18 protein-coding genes are annotated in these 16,788 nt (G+C 64.8%); 14 read left to right on the top strand and 4 right to left on the bottom strand.

What is annotated here, in order from left to right; all coding sequences use genetic code 11:
* Positions 1-39: 39 nt before the first annotated feature.
* The 10 genes from ABFC66_RS16155 to ABFC66_RS16110 all read left to right on the top strand — a co-directional run bounded on the left by ABFC66_RS16155 (position 40) and on the right by ABFC66_RS16110 (position 8,539).
* Positions 40-1,725 (top strand): acyl-CoA dehydrogenase family protein, encoded by a 1,686-nt coding sequence (locus ABFC66_RS16155; protein WP_346742000.1) that lies wholly within the window; start codon positions 40-42, stop codon positions 1,723-1,725.
* A gap of 24 nt (positions 1,726-1,749) precedes the next feature.
* A complete protein-coding gene (locus ABFC66_RS16150) occupies positions 1,750-1,941 on the top strand; it encodes a twin transmembrane helix small protein (protein WP_346741999.1) in 192 nt (63 codons plus the stop codon).
* Between the two features lie 157 nt (positions 1,942-2,098).
* Positions 2,099-2,662 (top strand): acyloxyacyl hydrolase, encoded by a 564-nt coding sequence (locus tag ABFC66_RS16145; protein ID WP_346741998.1) that lies wholly within the window; start codon positions 2,099-2,101, stop codon positions 2,660-2,662.
* Between the two features lie 135 nt (positions 2,663-2,797).
* Entirely contained in the window at positions 2,798-3,688 is an 891-nt protein-coding gene (locus ABFC66_RS16140; protein ID WP_346741997.1) for a haloalkane dehalogenase, read from the top strand.
* A gap of 72 nt (positions 3,689-3,760) precedes the next feature.
* Positions 3,761-4,309 (top strand): cytochrome b, encoded by a 549-nt coding sequence (locus tag ABFC66_RS16135; protein ID WP_346741996.1) that lies wholly within the window; start codon positions 3,761-3,763, stop codon positions 4,307-4,309.
* 7 nt (positions 4,310-4,316) lie between these two features.
* Positions 4,317-4,910 (top strand): cob(I)yrinic acid a,c-diamide adenosyltransferase, encoded by a 594-nt coding sequence (locus ABFC66_RS16130; protein ID WP_346741995.1) that lies wholly within the window; start codon positions 4,317-4,319, stop codon positions 4,908-4,910.
* Positions 4,911-5,216: 306 nt separating this feature from the next.
* Positions 5,217-5,966 carry an electron transfer flavoprotein subunit beta/FixA family protein gene (locus tag ABFC66_RS16125; protein ID WP_346741994.1) on the top strand — a complete coding sequence of 250 codons (750 nt, stop codon included), beginning with the start codon at positions 5,217-5,219 and terminating at the stop codon, positions 5,964-5,966.
* Positions 5,963-6,904: an FAD-binding protein gene (locus ABFC66_RS16120; protein WP_346741993.1), complete on the top strand. Its 942-nt coding sequence runs from the start codon at positions 5,963-5,965 to the stop codon at positions 6,902-6,904. Before ABFC66_RS16125 ends, ABFC66_RS16120 begins: the two co-directional genes overlap by 4 nt.
* Positions 6,905-7,033: 129 nt before the next feature.
* Positions 7,034-7,918, top strand: coding sequence for a 3-hydroxybutyryl-CoA dehydrogenase (locus ABFC66_RS16115; RefSeq protein WP_346741992.1), 885 nt, complete (start codon positions 7,034-7,036; stop codon positions 7,916-7,918).
* Positions 7,919-8,023: 105 nt separating this feature from the next.
* Positions 8,024-8,539, top strand: a complete 516-nt coding sequence (locus ABFC66_RS16110) for a PAS domain-containing protein (RefSeq protein ID WP_346741991.1) — start codon at positions 8,024-8,026, stop codon at positions 8,537-8,539.
* Positions 8,540-8,557: 18 nt separating this feature from the next.
* On the opposite strand, the gene ABFC66_RS16105 is transcribed toward ABFC66_RS16110, so the two are convergent.
* Positions 8,558-9,190, bottom strand: coding sequence for a TlpA disulfide reductase family protein (locus tag ABFC66_RS16105; protein ID WP_346741990.1), 633 nt, complete (start codon positions 9,188-9,190; stop codon positions 8,558-8,560).
* 63 nt (positions 9,191-9,253) lie between these two features.
* On the opposite strand from ABFC66_RS16105, the gene argH reads away from it, so the two are divergent.
* The 4 genes from argH to ABFC66_RS16085 are packed head-to-tail and all read left to right on the top strand — an operon-like array spanning position 9,254 to position 14,823.
* Positions 9,254-10,645 (top strand): argininosuccinate lyase, encoded by a 1,392-nt coding sequence (gene argH / locus ABFC66_RS16100; RefSeq protein ID WP_346741989.1) that lies wholly within the window; start codon positions 9,254-9,256, stop codon positions 10,643-10,645.
* 1 nt (position 10,646) lies between these two features.
* Complete coding sequence (locus ABFC66_RS16095) at positions 10,647-10,889, top strand: lipoprotein (RefSeq protein WP_346741988.1); 243 nt, start codon at positions 10,647-10,649, stop codon at positions 10,887-10,889.
* A gap of 40 nt (positions 10,890-10,929) precedes the next feature.
* Positions 10,930-12,207, top strand: coding sequence for a diaminopimelate decarboxylase (gene lysA, locus ABFC66_RS16090; protein ID WP_346741987.1), 1,278 nt, complete (start codon positions 10,930-10,932; stop codon positions 12,205-12,207).
* A gap of 60 nt (positions 12,208-12,267) precedes the next feature.
* Positions 12,268-14,823 carry a TIGR02302 family protein gene (locus tag ABFC66_RS16085; RefSeq protein ID WP_346741986.1) on the top strand — a complete coding sequence of 852 codons (2,556 nt, stop codon included), beginning with the start codon at positions 12,268-12,270 and terminating at the stop codon, positions 14,821-14,823.
* A 9-nt stretch (positions 14,824-14,832) separates the two neighbouring features.
* On the opposite strand, the gene ABFC66_RS16080 is transcribed toward ABFC66_RS16085, so the two are convergent.
* The 3 genes from ABFC66_RS16080 to ABFC66_RS16070 all read right to left on the bottom strand — a co-directional run bounded on the left by ABFC66_RS16080 (position 14,833) and on the right by ABFC66_RS16070 (position 16,735).
* Positions 14,833-15,210: a response regulator gene (locus ABFC66_RS16080; RefSeq protein WP_346741985.1), complete on the bottom strand. Its 378-nt coding sequence runs from the start codon at positions 15,208-15,210 to the stop codon at positions 14,833-14,835.
* Between the two features lie 6 nt (positions 15,211-15,216).
* Complete coding sequence (gene hpt / locus ABFC66_RS16075; protein ID WP_346741984.1) at positions 15,217-15,762, bottom strand: hypoxanthine phosphoribosyltransferase; 546 nt, start codon at positions 15,760-15,762, stop codon at positions 15,217-15,219.
* 109 nt (positions 15,763-15,871) lie between these two features.
* Complete coding sequence (locus ABFC66_RS16070; RefSeq protein WP_346741983.1) at positions 15,872-16,735, bottom strand: DUF3426 domain-containing protein; 864 nt, start codon at positions 16,733-16,735, stop codon at positions 15,872-15,874.
* Positions 16,736-16,788: the final 53 nt, after the last annotated feature.

Genomic DNA, 16,788 nt, shown 5'->3' with positions numbered 1-16,788 from the left:
TCCCCTGAGCCCGCCTGCCAGCCCTTGCGAGTACCGCCCATGAGCAACACCGCCAACGCCACCACCAAGACGCTTGTCCCTGGCAATCTCCTGTCCCTGACCGAGGGAGCGGCCACGAGCGCCGAAACCCTGCTTGCGAAGGCCAAGGCGGCTGTGGCGCTGAAGGTGAGCCATGACGGCAAGATTTCGGCGGCGCTGATCGAGCGCGAGCAGTTCGCGGCGCACGGCCTCTCCTGGATGGCGACCTATGTCGAGGGTCTGCGCCAGCTCGCCGCCTATGCCGCGCGCATGACGGAGGAAGGACGCTTCGGCGAGATCGAAGCGCTGATCGTTCAGGTCGCCTTCGGCGAATATCTCTCGCAGCTTTCCGGCGGCATTCCGATGAGCCAGGGCGAGATCGTCCGTCCGCAGGATCTCGGCATCTCCGAGGCCGATCATGCCGCCTTCCACACGGCCGATGTCCGCGCCCTGATCGCGGCCGGCAACACCGCGGAAGTGCGCGCGCGTCTCGCCGCCCTGATCGCCGGGAACGCGGGCGCCTCAAGCTTCGGCGATGCGGGCCTTGAAGATACCTATGAACAGATCCGCGACCAGATGCGGCGCTTCGCCGACGCAGAAGTCGTGCCTTACGCCCATGACTGGCATCTAAAGGACGAATACATCCCGCTCGACGTCATCGCGAAGATGGCGGAGCTTGGCGTCTTCGGCCTGACGATTCCGGAAGAATTCGGCGGCCTCGGCCTCGGCAAGGAATCGATGTGCGTCGTCTCGGAAGAGCTGTCGCGCGGCTATATCGGCGTGGGCTCGCTTGGCACGCGCTCCGAGATCGCGGCGGAACTGATCCTCGGCGGCGGCACCCCGGAGCAGAAGGCGAAGTGGCTGCCGAAGATCGCAAGCGGTGAAATCCTGCCGACCGCCGTCTTCACCGAACCCAATACCGGCTCGGACCTTGCGAGCCTCAGAACGCGCGGCCGCCGCGATGGCGATGTCTACCGCGTCACCGGCAACAAGACCTGGATCACGCATGCCGCCCGTGCCGACGTGATGACGCTTCTCTGCCGCACCAGCGACGCGCCGGGCTACAAGGGCCTGTCGATGCTGCTTGCGGAAAAACCGCGTGGCGACGACGCAAATCCCTTCCCGGCCGAGGGCATGACCGGCGGCGAGATCCGTGTGCTCGGCTATCGCGGCATGAAGGAATTCGAGATCGGCTTCGACGATTTCGAGGTGAAGGCCGAAAACCTGCTCGGCGGCGAAGAAGGTCAGGGCTTCAAGCAGCTGATGCAGACCTTCGAAAGCGCCCGCATCCAGACGGCCGCCCGCGCCATCGGCGTCGCACAGGCCGCCCTCGAACTCGGCCTCAAATACGCGCAGGAGCGCATCCAGTTCGGCAAGCCGATCTTCAGCTTCCCGCGCGTCTCGGGAAAGCTCGTGATGATGGCCGTCGAGATCCTCGTCGCCCGCCAGCTCACCTATCACGCCGCGCGCGAGAAGGATGGCGGACGGCGTTGCGACCTTGAAGCCGGCATGGCGAAGCTTCTCGGCGCCCGCGTTGCCTGGGCAGCAGCCGATAATGCGTTGCAGATTCACGGCGGCAACGGCTTCGCGCTCGAATATCCGGTCAGCCGCGTGCTCTGCGACGCGCGCATTCTCAACATCTTCGAGGGCGCGGCCGAAATCCAGGCCCAGGTCATCGCCCGCCGCCTTCTCGAAGGCGGCAACTAGGACAATCAAGCGAAGGAACGCATTGTGGAGCAGCTTTTCAGCTATCTCGGTCCGATCGCCATGGCCGCCGTGGCCCTGGTGCTCGCCCTCGGCCTCTTCAACATGATGCGCGGCGGGTCCCCATCCCAATCGCAGACGCTGATGCGCTGGCGCGTCATTCTGCAATTTGTGGCCATCGTCTTCCTGATGGGCGCCCTCTACTTCACGACGCGCTGACCCCCGAAATCGGGGTAACGCGCTGCGTCGGTTCCAGACATAACTAGCGACAAATCGGCAACAGTCCGGCTAGATTTTGTCTGGAGATATCTATCCGGTTTGAAACTGGGTTATTTTGCGGCAGGTCCGAGTTACGGGAAGCCGTCGAGAGACGGCGATGATGAAGGGGAATATCGTGCTGAAGAGCAAGCTTCTGACGGCCGCCATGGCGGCGACCGCCTTTATGGCTCTGTGTGCGCCGACGCAGGCGGCCGATTGGGTCGACGAATTGCGTGTGGGCGTCTACGACCACAATACCGACCTGTTCGCGACGCGCCACGAAACGAGCAATCCGGACATCAACGCCGAGGTTCTCTTCAAGACGCCGACCTTCCTCGAATGGGCATGGGCGCCGCGTCCGATCATCGGCGCGAACATCAACACCGGCAACGGCACCAGCATCGCCTATGCGGGCCTCGCCTGGGACTACGACTTCACGAAGTCGCTTTTCGTCGAAGGCACGTTCGGCGGCGCCATCCACAACGGCGAGACGGATCACGAGACGAGCACGAAGCTCAACCTCGGCTGCCGCGCCATGTTCCACGAGAGCGCGTCGATCGGCTACCGCTTCGACGAGCATTCGAGCCTGATGCTCACCGTCGACCACATGTCGAATGCGAGCCTCTGCGACGCCAATCCCGGCCTCACCGACATCGGTGTGCGCTACGGCTTCAAGTTCTGATTTCGGCGAAAGCCGCGGGAAAGGGCGCCTCCGGGCGCCCTTTTTTGTTGGCGCACATGTGCAGGTTTGATTGCGCGGTCATCTGGCGTCTATCCTTCGGGAAAAGGGCGCAGGGGAGCGAAGGAGAATCCGGCCATGACAGAGATTTCCGCCGCGGAGCTTCCCAAGAAGACGGTCAACATCGCGGGCCGGCATATGGCCTATTCCGAGATGGGTGCAGGCGATCCCATCGTCTTTCTGCACGGCAATCCGACATCCTCCTATCTCTGGCGCAATGTCATGCCGCATCTCGCGGATCAGGGGCGCTGCATCGCGCCGGATCTCATCGGCATGGGCGACAGTGACAAGCTCGAACCGTCGGGCCCCGAGCGCTACACGTTCCGCGAACATCGCAATTTTCTCGATGCCTTTCTCGAAACGGTCGGCATCCACGACAAGGTCACGCTCGTCATTCATGACTGGGGCTCGGCGCTCGGCTTCGACTGGGCGAACCGCCACCGCAATGCGGTGGAAGGCATCGCCTATATGGAAGGGATCGTGCGGCCGCTCGCATGGGACGAGTGGAACCCCGCCGCACGGCGCATCTTCGAGGGCTTCCGCTCCGACAAGGGCGAGGAGATGATCCTCGAAAAAAATCTCTTCATCGAAGCCGTATTGCCGGGCTCGATCCTCCGCAAGCTGACGCCGGAGGAAATGGAAGTCTATCGCCGCCCCTTCCGCACACCCGGAGAGGACCGCCGCCCGACGCTCACCTGGCCGCGCCAGATTCCGCTCGATGGCGAGCCCGCCTTTGTCGTCGACGTCGTGCAATCCTATGCGGATTGGCTCTCGACGACCGACATCCCGAAGCTTTTCGTGAATGCGGACCCAGGCGCGATCCTCATCGGCGCGCAGCGCGAATTCTGCCGTACATGGAAGAACCAGACGGAAGTCACGGTGAGGGGGAACCACTTCCTGCAGGAAGACAGCCCTCACGAGATCGGCGAAGCCATCGCCAGATGGCGCCGCTCATGGCGAAAGGCGTAATTCGACACGGCAGGGCTTGATCGCAGGCCCGTCTCGCGCGAGTCTGCCCTAACAGCAGGGAGGAAAGCACACATGTCCGAGGCCACCATGACGAATGTCCAACCCTATTCAGGCGTTGCAAAAGCATTCCACTGGACGCTCGTCGTCCTCGTCGCGCTGATGCTTTATGGCGGCTGGACGGTCGAAGACCTGCCGAAGGAGGAACGCCTGGGCGTCATGCAGATTCACGCCGGCATCGGCATCACCGTCCTGGTGCTCATGCTCGCGCGCCTCCTCTATCGCCTCCGCCACCCGGCGCCGGCGCTCCCGGCCGATCTGCCCCGCTGGCAGGTCATCGGCTCCAAGGCCGCGCATCGCGGGCTTTATTTCTTCGTCATCCTTCAGCCGCTGATCGGGCTCGCCATCGCAACGACGTCGAAGTTCAACCTTCAGGCCTTCGGCGTCCTCGGCCTCCAGATCGCGCCGAACGAGGCGATCCACGATCTCGCCGAAGAACTTCACGAGGTCAATGCCCTGATCATCGCGGCGCTGGTCGCGGTCCATGCGGGCGCCGCGCTCTACCATCACTTCATCCGTCACGACAGCGTGCTGAAGCGCATGTTGCCCTTCGCGAAAGTCTGAAGTCCCGATGGTCACGCTCAACAAGATCTACACGCGCACCGGCGACAAGGGCACGACGGCGCTCGCCACCGGCGAGCGCCTGCCCAAGCATGCGCTGCGGATCGAGAGCTACGGCACCGTGGACGAAACCAACTCCGCGATAGGCGTGGCCCGCCTCCAAACCGGCGGCATCCTCGCGCTCGATGCGATGCTGGCCCGCATCCAGAACGACCTTTTCGACCTCGGCGCCGATCTCGCGACGCCGGACAAGACCGCCGCCGAGCTCGGTTACGAGCCCCTGCGGATCGTCGAGGCGCAGGTGACCCGGCTCGAACAGGAAATCGACGCGTTGAACGGGCATCTTCAGCCGCTGCGCTCCTTCGTCCTGCCGGGGGGAACGGCGGCTGCCGCCCATCTTCACCTTGCCCGCACCATCTGCCGCCGCGCCGAGAGGCTCGTCGTCGCGCTGGCGGCCGAAGGGCCCGGCGGGGTGAACGAAGTGGCGATCAAATACCTCAATCGCCTGTCGGATTTCCTCTTCGTCGCGGCCCGTTATGCGAACTGGGCGCCGGAAGGTCGTGGGGCGGGCGACGTGCTGTGGACACCGGGCGCGCACCGCTGAACAGGCCGCCAGCCAACCCATTGGCGCCAAAGGGGTTTTCACCCCATTCCAATGCCTTGCCCGGCACTTTCCCTATTCGTTGACAGGGGCTTATGGCGGCTCTAGGTTGCCGCACCGCAACAACGGCCTTCTGTTTTTTTCGCGTGGCCGGACCTTCGTTCCCTTCATGGGTGACCGCTCGAAAGGCGCCTTTCCGAGACGCCGGAAAGCGGATTGAAGGCCCGGAAACCTCAACACCAAGTCCGTCGCCGCGGTGAGCCATTCTTGCTTCGCAAATCCAAGGCGACGCCCAGGGAGTCTATCTCGATGAAAGTCCTCGTGCCCGTGAAGCGCGTGGTCGACTACAACGTCAAGATCCGCGTGAAGTCGGATCAGACGGGCGTCGATCTCGCCAACGTGAAGATGTCCATGAATCCCTTCGACGAAATCGCCATCGAAGAGGCGGTCCGTCTGAAGGAAGCGGGCAAAGCGACGGAAGTCGTCGCGGTGTCGATCGGCGTCGCTCAGTCGACCGAGACGATCCGCACGGCGCTCGCCATGGGCGCCGACCGCGGCATCCTCGTGAAGTCGGATGAGACGGTTGAGCCGCTCAACGTCGCGAAGATCCTGAAGGGCATCGTCGAGGCCGAAAAGCCCGACCTCGTCATTCTTGGCAAGCAGGCGATCGACGACGATTCGAACCAGACGGGCCAGATGCTCGCCGCCCTTCTCGGCTGGGCGCAGGGCACCTTCGCCTCGAAGGTCGAGTTCGAGGGCGACAAGCTCATCCTCACTCGCGAAATCGACGGCGGCCTGCAGACGCTGAAGCTCAACATGCCGGCGATCGTGACCGCGGACCTCCGCCTCAACGAGCCGCGCTACGCGTCGCTGCCGAACATCATGAAGGCGAAGAAGAAGCCGATCGACGAAAAGACGCCTGCCGACTACGGCGTCGACGTCACGGCGCGCCTTCAGGTTCTCAAGGTGACCGAGCCGCCGCAGCGTCAGGCCGGCATCAAGGTTGAATCTGTCGAGCAGCTTGTTTCGAAGCTCAAGGAAGCGGGAGTGATCGGATGACCACGCTGGTTATTGCTGAACACAACAACGAAAATCTCAACGACGCGACCGCCAAGGCCGTGACCGCCGCGACGAAGCTCGGCGGCGACGTGCATGTGCTCGTCGCGGGCCAGGGCGTCGACGGCGTCGCCGCTGCCGCCGCGAAGCTCGCGGGCGTCTCCAAGGTGCTCGTCGCCGACGACGCGCAGTATGCGCATCGTACGGCCGAGCCGCTTGCCGCTCTCGTCGTGAGCCTCGCCGGCTCCTATGACGCGATCGTCACCCCCGCCACCGGCGTGGGCAAGAACTTCGCCCCGCGCGCGGCCGCGCTGCTCGACGTGCAGCAGATCTCGGAAATCATCGAGGTCGACAGCGCCGACACGTTCAAGCGTCCGATCTATGCCGGCAACGCGATCCAGACCGTGAAATCGACCGACGCGAAGAAGGTCATCACGGTCCGCACGACGGCCTTCCCGGCTGCCGCCCAGACCGGTTCCGCCTCGATCGAGAAGATCGGCGCCGCCGCCAATCCGGGCCTCTCGGAATGGGTCAGCGAGAACCTGACGAAGTCGGACCGTCCCGAACTCACCTCGGCCAAGATCATCGTCTCCGGCGGTCGCGGCATGCAGTCGGGCGACAACTTCCACATGCTCGACAAGATCGCCGACAAGCTCGGTGCCGCCGTGGGCGCCTCGCGCGCGGCCGTCGACGCGGGCTTCGTGCCGAACGATTACCAGGTCGGCCAGACCGGCAAGGTGGTCGCCCCCGACCTCTACATCGCGGTCGGCATCTCCGGCGCGATCCAGCATCTCGCCGGCATGAAGGACTCCAAGGTCATCGTCGCGATCAACAAGGACGAGGAGGCCCCGATCTTCCAGGTGGCCGATTACGGCCTCGTGGCGGACCTCTTCCAGGCCGTTCCGGCCCTTGAGCAGGAACTCGCCAAAATCGGTCTCTGATCGTCTGACGGTGAGAACCCATTGATGACAAACGGCGCTGCAGGCACTACCCGCAGCGCCGTTTTTGTCAGGCGGGTCTTCTGATAGGGTATTGTAGTTCCGGCGTGGGCCGCTCCGCGCCAGTTTTGGATGGACAGCATGAACATTCGCAAGGTCGGCGTAATCGGCGCGGGTCAAATGGGCAACGGCATCGCGCATGTCTGTGCGCTCGCAGGCTGTGAAGTCCTTCTCAACGACGTCAGCAAGGAGCGGATCGAGGCGGGGCTTGCCACGATCGACGGCAATCTGAGCCGCCAGGTTCATTCGGGCCGCATCACCGCCGCCGACCGCGACGCCGCCCTTGAGCGCATTTCACCCGCCGTCACCTACGACGCCTTCGAGACGGCGGATTTCGTCATCGAATCCGCCAGCGAGAACGAGACGGTGAAGCGCAAGATCTTCGCCGATCTCTGTCCGCATCTGCGCGAAGACGCAATCATCGCCACCAACACCTCGTCGATTTCGATCACGCGCCTCGCCGCCTCCACCGACCGTCCCGAACGATTCATCGGCATGCATTTCATGAACCCGGTTCCGGTCATGGAACTGGTGGAAGTGGTGCGCGGCATCGCGACCGATGACGAAACCTTCGACGCGGTTCGCGACCTCGCCGGCCGCCTCGGCAAGCAGACCGCGAATGCCGAGGATTTTCCGGCTTTCATCGTCAACCGCATCCTGCTGCCGATGATCAACGAAGCCGTATATGTGCTTTATGAAGGCGTCGGCTCCGTCGAAAGCATCGACAAGGCCATGCGCCTCGGCGCAAACCACCCCATGGGTCCGCTGCAGCTTGCCGACTTCATCGGCCTCGACACCTGCCTTTCGATCATGCAGGTGCTGCATGAGGGCCTGTCGGACTCGAAATATCGTCCCTGCCCTCTCCTGGTTAAATATGTCGAGGCCGGCTGGCTCGGACGCAAGACGCAGCGCGGTTTTTATGATTACCGCGGCGAAAAGCCCGTGCCGACGCGCTGACACTTCGTCCGTTCGAATCCTCCGATGACAGAATTTGTTAACACGTAGCTGCAAAGCTCAAGGCGCCATCTTTGGAAGGCGCGGCATTGCAGAGGCGAGACCCATATGGAGCGCGGCTCCAGTAGCACCGGTCGGCACGATGACGGACTGCAATACCCTTCTGCGCCGGACCATCCCGGCGTAGCAGCGCTCGCCGGCTATTGGCTGACGAAGCGCGGCCAGCGCCCCATGCCCGACCGCTCGGACATCGTGCCGGGGGAAATCGTCAAGCTCCTGCCCAACCTCATCATCTGCGACGTGCTCGGCGACGGCGAGGATTTCCGCACCCGGATATTCGGCACCGCCCTCGTCCTCATTGTCGGGGAGGAACGGACCGGCAAGTGCCTGTCGGAATTCGGCACGCACGCTTCCGTCCCCACCAGGCCCGAAGTCGTCCAGTTCCGCTGGCTCGACGTGACGCGCCGCGCCTACAGGCTGAGAGAGCCGGTCTTCATCAACAGCACCATGTCGAGCTCCGACAGGCCCTATCTGAGCCTTCATGCCGTTGCCATGCCCCTGACTGCGGGCGGCAGCGAGATCGCCCAGATGATCGGGGGCATGTTCGTCACGGACAGGCGCTGAGGCGCGAGCGCCTCCGCTTCAGCGCGCCGGATAGGCTTTGAGAGCGGCTTCGACGAGGGCCCGGGCCTCCGGTCCGTCCCAATGGGCAGGCCCGACGAGCCGGCCGACCTCTTTCCCTTCCGGCGAGAGCAATACCGTGGTCGGGAGGCCAAAGGCCTTCATGGCGAAGCTCGCCCGCGAGGTCGGGTCATTGTAAAGGGCGATATGGTCAGCCTTCACCTCCGCCAGAAACGCCTTGGCAAGGTCGTGGCCGTCCTTGTCCACGCTGAGGGCGAGAACCTGGAACCTGTCCGAGCCCATCGCCGCCTCAAGACGGTTCAGGGCCGGCATTTCCTCGCGGCAGGGCACGCACCAGGTCGCCCAGAGATTGAGCAGGACGAGCTTGCCCCGGAAGTCGGAGAGCCGGACATCCTTGCCGTCGCCATCCTTGAAGGCGAGGTCGGGGGCGGCTTTCGCAGGCACTTCCTGCTTGAAATTCTCCATGGCCCCGGTGGCATAGGGCGCGAGTACCGCCGCCTCGCCGCCCCCGGCGGGCGCCCCGCTCCGGTCCGTACCATTGCCTAAGGGGCCGACGATCAAGTATACCGCCGCAACGACGATAATGACGGCGGCGGCGATTATCAGGATAGTCTTGCTGCTGGAACGTAACATCGGGTCTCAGAACTCCGCGCCCCCGCGAATCCGGGCCGGGCTCGACGCCCGGGGAATCTCGCGATGAGCAACAAAATGTGGGGCGGCCGCTTCGGCGAAGGTCCCGACCGCATCATGGAGGAAATCAACGCCTCCATCGGCTTCGATCAGCGCTTCTTTGCCCAGGACATCCGGGGCTCGAAGGCACATTGCGCCATGTTGGCCGAAACCGGGATTATCTCAAGAGCCGACGCCGAGCAAATCATCGCCGGTCTCGACGCCGTGCTGGCCGAGATCGAGGGGGACCGCTTCGAGTTCAAGCGGTCGCTCGAAGACATCCACATGAACGTGGAATCGCGGCTCGCGGACCTCATCGGCGCGGCGGCGGGCAGGCTCCATACCGCCCGGTCGCGCAACGATCAGGTGGCGCTCGACTTCAAGCTCTATATCCGCGACACGATCGACCATCTGGACGAACAGCTCGCCGACTTCCAGAAGGCTCTGCTCGACAAGGCCGAGGCGAATGCCGACACGATCATGCCGGGCTTCACGCATCTGCAGACCGCGCAGCCCGTCACCTTCGGCCATCACTGTCTCGCCTATGTCGAGATGACGGCGCGCGACCGCGGCCGTTTCGCCGATGCGCGCCGCCGCCTCAATGAAAGCCCGCTCGGCAGCGCCGCGCTTGCCGGCACCTCATTCCCGATCGACCGCCACATGACGGCCAAGGCCCTCGGCTTCGACCGCCCGACCCGGAACTCGCTCGACAGCGTGTCTGATCGCGACTTCGTGCTTGAAACCATGTCGGCGGCGGCGATCGCCGCGACGCATCTCTCGCGCCTTGCCGAGGAAATCGTCATCTGGTCGACGCCGGGCTTCAACTTCGTGCGCCTGACCGACGGCTTCACCACCGGCTCGTCCATCATGCCGCAGAAGCGCAACCCGGACGCGGCGGAACTCGTGCGCGCGAAGTCGGGCCGCGTCATCGGCGATCTCACCTCGCTCCTCATCGTCATGAAGGGCCTGCCGCTGGCCTATTCCAAGGACATGCAGGAAGACAAGGAAGCGGCCTTCGACGCGCTCGACGCGCTGTCGCTCTCGCTTGCCGCCATGACCGGCATGGTTTCGACGCTGACCGTCAACGCGAAGGAAATGCGCGCGGCGGCCTCGCGGGGCTTCGCCACCGCGACCGACCTCGCCGATTGGCTGGTGAGGCGCCTCAACGTGCCCTTCCGCCAGGCGCATCACATCACCGGCGCACTTGTCGCCAAGGCCGAGAAGAAGGGCATCGATCTCGACGGCCTCTCGCTCGACGAAATGCGGGAAGTGGAACCCGGCATCACCGACGAGGTATATTCGGTGCTGGGCGTCGACAATTCGGTCCGCAGCCGGACAAGCTTCGGCGGCACGGCCCCGGAAAATGTGCGCGCATCTGTCGCCTGGTGGCGGGGCGAGCTTGGCAGCAGGGAGAAGTGAGATGAACCGGCGAATGACGATCACGGCCGCGCTCGGCCTTTCCGTTCTTCTCGCGCTCGGCGCCTGCGGCCGAAAGGGCGACCTCGAGCCGCCGCCCGGCATGAGCCCCGACATGGCGCAGAAAACGCCCTGCGGCAATGCAACGGAAGCTGTGCCGCAGGATGCGCCAATCGACGCGCAGAAGCGGCCCACATCGACCAGCGCGCCGAGCCAGATGCCCAATCAGAGCCTTCCGCCCTGCTGAGGCGCCCACAAGTTTCGTTTCTCCGTAAGGCGACCGCGCCATGAATCATTTCGAGTACAGGAACGGCGTTCTTCATGCCGAAGACGTCGCGATTGCCGACATCGCGGCGGCCGTCGGTACGCCTTTCTACTGCTATTCCACCGCGACGCTGACGCGCCACGCCCAGGTCTTCATCGACGCCTTCAAGGGGCAGCCGGCGCGGCTCTGTTATGCGGTAAAGGCAAATTCCAACCTCGCCGTCATCGCGACGCTGGCCAAGGTCGGCGCAGGGGCCGATGTCGTCTCGGAAGGCGAGCTGCGCCGCGCGCTTGCGGCGGGCATTCCGGCGTCGAAGATCGTCTTTTCCGGCGTCGGCAAGACCGTGCAGGAAATCTCCTTCGCGCTCGAGGCGGGCATCGACCAGTTCAACGTGGAATCGGAGCCCGAGCTTGAGCAGATCTCGGCGCTCGCCAGCGCGCGCGGCCTCACCGCGAAGATCGCCATTCGCGTGAACCCGGACGTCGACGCCAAGACGCATGAGAAGATCGCGACCGGCAAGGCCGAGAACAAGTTCGGTATTTCCTGGAAGCGCGCGCCCGCCGTCTATGCCCGCGCCGAAGAACTTCCCGGTATCGCCGCCATCGGCATCGACGTTCATATCGGCAGCCAGCTCACCTCGCTCGAACCCTTCGACGCCGCCTTCCGGCGCGTCGCGGGCATGGTCGAGGAATTGCGGCGTGAAGGCCATGCCATCAGCCGCATCGATCTCGGCGGGGGCCTGGGCATTCCCTATCGCGGCGACAACGATGTTCCTCCGCATCCGGATGAATATGCTGCGATGGTGAAGCGCGCCGTCGGCCATCTGGGTTGCGAACTCACCATTGAGCCGGGCCGCCTGATCGTCGGCAATGCGGGCATCCTCGTTTCAAGCGTCATCTATGAAAAGCAGGGCGACGACCGCAGGTTCCTCATCATCGACGCGGCGATGAACGACCTGATCCGCCCGACGCTTTACGATGCCTTCCACGAAATCAAGCCGGTGGCGGAACCCGCCCCTTCGGCCGAGCGCACCATCTACGACATCGTCGGCCCCGTTTGCGAGACGGGCGACTTCCTCGCCAAGGGCCGGGAAATGGCGCGGCTCGAGGCCGGCGATCTGGTCGCCATCATGTCGGCGGGCGCCTATGGCGCCGTGCAGGCCTCGGAATACAACACAAGGCCGCTCGTGCCGGAGGTTCTCGTCAACGGGAGCGACTATGCGGTCATCCGCGCGCGCCCAAGTTATGACGAAATCCTGAAGCACGATATGATCCCGGCATGGCTCGGAGGACCTCGCTAGACGCGAGTCGTTCACGGGCTGCGACAGGCTCCCGGAACGGCCCGACGAGAGGCGCGAGGATTGAACGGCCCACAGGCTCGCAAGACAGTGAAGGCGACGGAGACGCGGAGGGACAAAGCTCCCCGCGCCGAGGGCCCGCGCCTGCCGCCGCGCGTCGAGCGCCGCATTCGCGTTGCCCGCGCCATTCTCGTCTGGGAAGCGCTCTGGCCGGTTCTTTGGCCCCCGGCCGGCGTCGGCGGCATCTTCCTCGTGCTCGCGCTCTTCGGCGCCTTCAGCAACCTGCCCCTGGGCATCCATTGGGGCGTGCTGGTCTGCTTCGGCGGGCTCATGGCCTGGATGCTCTGGCGCGGCCTCATGGGCTTCCGCTGGCCGGACCGCGAGGCCGCTCTGCGGCATCTGGAGCAGGTTTCAGGCCTCACCCACCAGCCGCTTGGCGCCTATGAGGATGCCCCTGCACCAGGCACGGGCGACGCCGCGCTCTGGCGCGCGCACCAGCGCTGGGTGGCCGAACGCATCCGCAAGCTCAAGCTCGGTTTCGCCTCGCCCGGCCTTGCCTCGCAGGACCCCTATGCGCTCAGGGCCGCCGTCGTCCTTCTTCTGGTGATCGCCTTTCTGGGCACCGGCGGCGGACAGATGAAGCGTATCGCCGCGTCGCTGCTTCCCGGCCTCGGCGTGGCCAAGTCCTTTTCGGTCGAGGCCTGGATTACACCGCCAGCCTATACCGGCATGGCGCCGATCTATCTCGAAGACCAGCGGCCGACGGAAGGCGCGGCCACCACGGAGCGAAAGCTCGTGGTGCCGGAAAACAGCGTGCTGTCGCTCCGCGTCCATGGCCTCAAGAACCCGCCCTCGCTCGAAGCCGGACTGGGCGACCGCGGCCGCCCCGAGCCGCTGAAGCACATGGGCGGGACGAACTACGCCACCGACACGAAGATCACGGCCTCGACCGAATTCGCGCTGACGCAGGGCGGACGCATGATGCGCGGCTGGGAGGTCGATGTCGTTGCGGACCGCAAGCCCCGGATCGCGCTCACCAAGCCCATCGAAAGGACGGCCACGGGATCATTGCGCTTCGCCTACAAGGTCGACGACGATTATGGCGTCACCGCCGCCGAGGCACGCATCGCTCTCGTCATGCCGGCTGAGGCTTCACCTCAGCCCACGGGCAAGGCCGGCGCCAGACCCGCCGCACGGCCGCAATCCCGCGTGACGCCGCCCGCGATCAACCTGCCGCTGCCGACGCTTCGGCCACGCGACGCGAACGGCGAAACCTATATCGACCTCACGCCGCACCCATGGGCGGGTCTGCCTGTGACCATCACCCTGGTCGCCAAGGACGATGCGGGACAGGAAGGCGCGGCGCTGCCCGTGGCACTCGTTCTCCCCGCCCGCGAATTCAAGAAGCCGCTTGCCGCCGCCATCGTCGAGCAGCGCCGCGCCCTGGCGCTCGAGCCGCAGGCGACGGAGCGCGTAGCCCGCGTTCTCAACGACCTCACGACCGATGCCGATCGCTATATTGGCGACTTCAGAACCTATCTCCCGCTCCGCGCGGCCTATTGGCGCCTCGCCAATGCCCAGCACGACAGCGACCTTACCGGCATTTACGATCTCCTCTGGGCCACCGCCCTCCACATCGAGGATGGCGAGTTGTCGCTGGCGGAAAACGACGTGCGCCGCGCACGCGACGCTCTGGCGGATGCGCTGGCCAAGGGCGCATCGGGGGAAGAAATCAACCGCCTGCTCGCCGAACTCAAGGAGACGTTCAACCGCTACATGGAAATGCTGGCGGCCAACGGCCAGATGCCCGGCGCGAACGACGCGAACCGCTTCGCGCCGCAGGACGGACAGACCATCGACCGCGCTGATCTCGAAAGGATGCTGAGTTCGATCGAGGAAATGGCGAAGACCGGCGCGCGCGATCAGGCGAAGGCCATGCTGCAGCAGCTCCAGGCCATCATGGAGAACATGCGGACGCCGCAGAAGAGCCCCGGCATGACGCCGCAAGAGCAGGCGATGCAGCAGGGCGTCGACAAGATCAGCAAGCTCATCGACAAGCAGCGCGAGTTGATGGACCAGACCTTCCGGCAGGGCGCGCAAGCGGGAGCCGGCGGCGAAGCGCAGGTCGGCCCCAAGGGCGGCAAACCCTCCATGCACGACCTCAAGAAGGCGCAAGCGGCGTTGCGCGAGGAGCTTGCCAAGGCTCTGCGCGAACTTCAGCAGACCGGGGCAAAAACCCCTGCCGCATTGGGCGAGGCTGGCAATTCGATGAAGAGCGCCGAGGAACGGCTGAACGATCAACGCGCCGACCGCGCCGCCGCCGCGCAGGGCAAGGCCATCGCGCAGATGCGCGAAGGCGCGCAGGGGCTGGCCGACCAGATGATGCAGAGCATGGCCGGCCGCGGCAAGGCGGGGCGCGGCCAGAACAGCTCGTCCGATCCCTTCGGCCGCTCGATCCCCAATGCCGGCCAGAATATTTCCGGCGACGTCGCTGTACCTGACAAGATCAACATCCAGCGCGCCCGTCAGATCATTCAGGAACTGCGCCGCCGCGCCGGCGAACTGGGCCGCCCCAAGATCGAGCTCGATTATCTCGATCGGCTGCTGAAGCGCTTCTGAGCCCCTGCTCTACCCTTTGTCGAGAACCGTCTGCACACGCGTGACCAGCTCGTCCAGCGTGAAGGGCTTCAGCAGAATGTCGTCGATGATCGCATCGAGGCCGTAGGCGCGTTCGCGCTGATCGGAATATCCGGTCATCAGCATGATGGGCATGCCGGGCGCATCGCGGGAAGCGGCGAGAGCCAGCGAGATCCCGTCCATCACAGGCATCAGAATATCGGTGAGCAGGAGATCGTGCGGCCTGGCTGCATCCCTCGCCCGCGCAAGCGCAGTCAGAGCCTCGCTGCCATCGCCAACCGCCTCGACCTCATGGCCGACGCCCGACAGCGCGCGTGTGATGAAGGCGCGCACGCTCGGCTCATCCTCCGCGATCAGGATGCGCGCCATGGGCCACTATCCCTCGACGACGCCGACAAACGGCAATTGCCGGTAGGCATGCGCCACGTCCATGCCATAGCCGACAACGAAACGATCGGCGCATTTGAAGCCCGTGAAATCGGCCTTCATGTGGACGGCGAGCTTGCCGGGCTTGTCGAGGAGCACGCAGGTCTTGACCGAACGGGCGCGGCGCGCCGTCATCAGATCCTTGGCGTAGGCCAGCGTTCGCCCCGACTCCAGAATGTCGTCGACGATCAGCACATCGCGGCCTTCGATGGCGGCCTCGGTATCGCGGATGATCTTCACCTCGCCCAGCGACTGCGTTCCCTTGCCGTAGCTCGACAGGCTGATGAAATCCATGTCCGGCTCCGCGCCCTCTTCATGAAGCGCGCGCAAGAGATCGGCCGCAAAGATGAAGCTGCCTTTGAGGATCGGAATGACGAGCGGCTCCGTGCCCATCACGGCGACGATTTCCTTCGCCAGTTCCCGAACGCGGACAGCGATTTCATCCGCCGTGAACATTACCGATATCTGCGCGCCCTGCGCGACGAGCTTGCTCATGATCCCTGATCGCCTGTGCCTGATGGTCTTGGCCCCGAGGCCAAGGGCACAAATTGACGGCGCGACGGCCGGAAGTCCAGCCCGTTCGCAATTCCGATTGACCGGATGATCAGGGATTGGGCGTCGTCGGCGGGCTCGCGGGCTCCGCCTCTTCGCCCTTCTGCACGAAGCGCAGCTCGAGGTCGCGCACCTCGACCGGCGGGCTCGAAAGCCGCGTCACGAACGGCACGGCCTGTTTCGGCGCGAGGTCCGCCTCGCTCAGCGCGAAGGTCCAGTGATAGAGCTCGTGCTGCTTGCCATCGAGAAGGCCGACGCGAAGGCGCGGCACGGCGCGGCGCTCGTCGCTGATGTTCACGACTTCGCCCTTGACGGCCAGAACCGGCAGACCGTTTTCCGTCTGGCGTTCGTAGCCAACCCCCCGGAACTCGAGACCCCGCAGATTCATCGGCTTGTCGACGGCGCTGTAGATCTTTGTCGTCGCGGGCCAGAGCGCGGCAATGTCCTTGCGGTAGTGCCAGCCGCCAAAGAGCGTCGACCCGACAAATGCGATGAGCAGAACCCAACCGATGGCGGAAAACACGCGTCCCCGCCGCGACGAGGCGGCGCGGTTGACGAAGTGGCGCAGCTTGCCGCCGTTGCCGAGCTGCGACTCCCCGGTTTCGGCAAAGCCGATGTCGTCTTCCGGGGCCGAGGGTTCGGCCTCTGCCGGCGCCGGCTTCTTGAAAATGGGCGTCGCCGGTGCCTCGAAGGGAATGACGGGTTCCGGGGCCGAAACAATTTCGCGGGCGGGTTCGGGCTCGGGCTGCGGCGCGGGGGCCGCCGCCGGCTCCTCGCCCTTCCGGGGCAGGTCCGTCGGCGGGGCCTGATGCCAGCTATGGCCGCATTTGGCGCAGCGCACCTTCCGCCCGGACGGCGCGAAAGCAGCCGCATCCACCGGATAGCGGGCTGAACATGCTGGACAGGTAATGATCATCAGGTTGATTGCCGAAACCGATATGCCCAAGCGGGCGGACAGGAGGACGGGGC

The sequence above is a fragment of the Parvibaculum sp. genome, assembly GCF_039680535.1.
Classification (GTDB): domain Bacteria; phylum Pseudomonadota; class Alphaproteobacteria; order Parvibaculales; family Parvibaculaceae; genus Parvibaculum.
This window is presented reverse-complemented; position numbering and strand designations above follow the sequence as displayed.

Bases quoted from the DNA above. Each gene is read 5' to 3' on its own strand.
- ABFC66_RS16115 (WP_346741992.1), top strand. From the start codon at position 7,034: ATGGACAGCATGAACATTCGCAAGGTCGGCGTAATCGGCGCGGGTCAA.
- ABFC66_RS16095 (WP_346741988.1), top strand. From the start codon at position 10,647: ATGAACCGGCGAATGACGATCACGGCCGCGCTCGGCCTTTCCGTTCTT.
- ABFC66_RS16145 (WP_346741998.1), top strand. From the start codon at position 2,099: ATGATGAAGGGGAATATCGTGCTGAAGAGCAAGCTTCTGACGGCCGCC.
- hpt (WP_346741984.1), bottom strand. From the start codon at position 15,762: ATGAGCAAGCTCGTCGCGCAGGGCGCGCAGATATCGGTAATGTTCACG.
- ABFC66_RS16120 (WP_346741993.1), top strand. From the start codon at position 5,963: ATGACCACGCTGGTTATTGCTGAACACAACAACGAAAATCTCAACGAC.
- ABFC66_RS16070 (WP_346741983.1), bottom strand. From the start codon at position 16,735: ATGATCATTACCTGTCCAGCATGTTCAGCCCGCTATCCGGTGGATGCG.
- ABFC66_RS16140 (WP_346741997.1), top strand. From the start codon at position 2,798: ATGACAGAGATTTCCGCCGCGGAGCTTCCCAAGAAGACGGTCAACATC.
- ABFC66_RS16135 (WP_346741996.1), top strand. From the start codon at position 3,761: ATGTCCGAGGCCACCATGACGAATGTCCAACCCTATTCAGGCGTTGCA.
- ABFC66_RS16130 (WP_346741995.1), top strand. From the start codon at position 4,317: ATGGTCACGCTCAACAAGATCTACACGCGCACCGGCGACAAGGGCACG.
- lysA (WP_346741987.1), top strand. From the start codon at position 10,930: ATGAATCATTTCGAGTACAGGAACGGCGTTCTTCATGCCGAAGACGTC.
- ABFC66_RS16125 (WP_346741994.1), top strand. From the start codon at position 5,217: ATGAAAGTCCTCGTGCCCGTGAAGCGCGTGGTCGACTACAACGTCAAG.
- ABFC66_RS16110 (WP_346741991.1), top strand. From the start codon at position 8,024: ATGGAGCGCGGCTCCAGTAGCACCGGTCGGCACGATGACGGACTGCAA.
- ABFC66_RS16105 (WP_346741990.1), bottom strand. From the start codon at position 9,190: ATGTTACGTTCCAGCAGCAAGACTATCCTGATAATCGCCGCCGCCGTC.
- ABFC66_RS16080 (WP_346741985.1), bottom strand. From the start codon at position 15,210: ATGGCGCGCATCCTGATCGCGGAGGATGAGCCGAGCGTGCGCGCCTTC.
- argH (WP_346741989.1), top strand. From the start codon at position 9,254: ATGAGCAACAAAATGTGGGGCGGCCGCTTCGGCGAAGGTCCCGACCGC.
- ABFC66_RS16155 (WP_346742000.1), top strand. From the start codon at position 40: ATGAGCAACACCGCCAACGCCACCACCAAGACGCTTGTCCCTGGCAAT.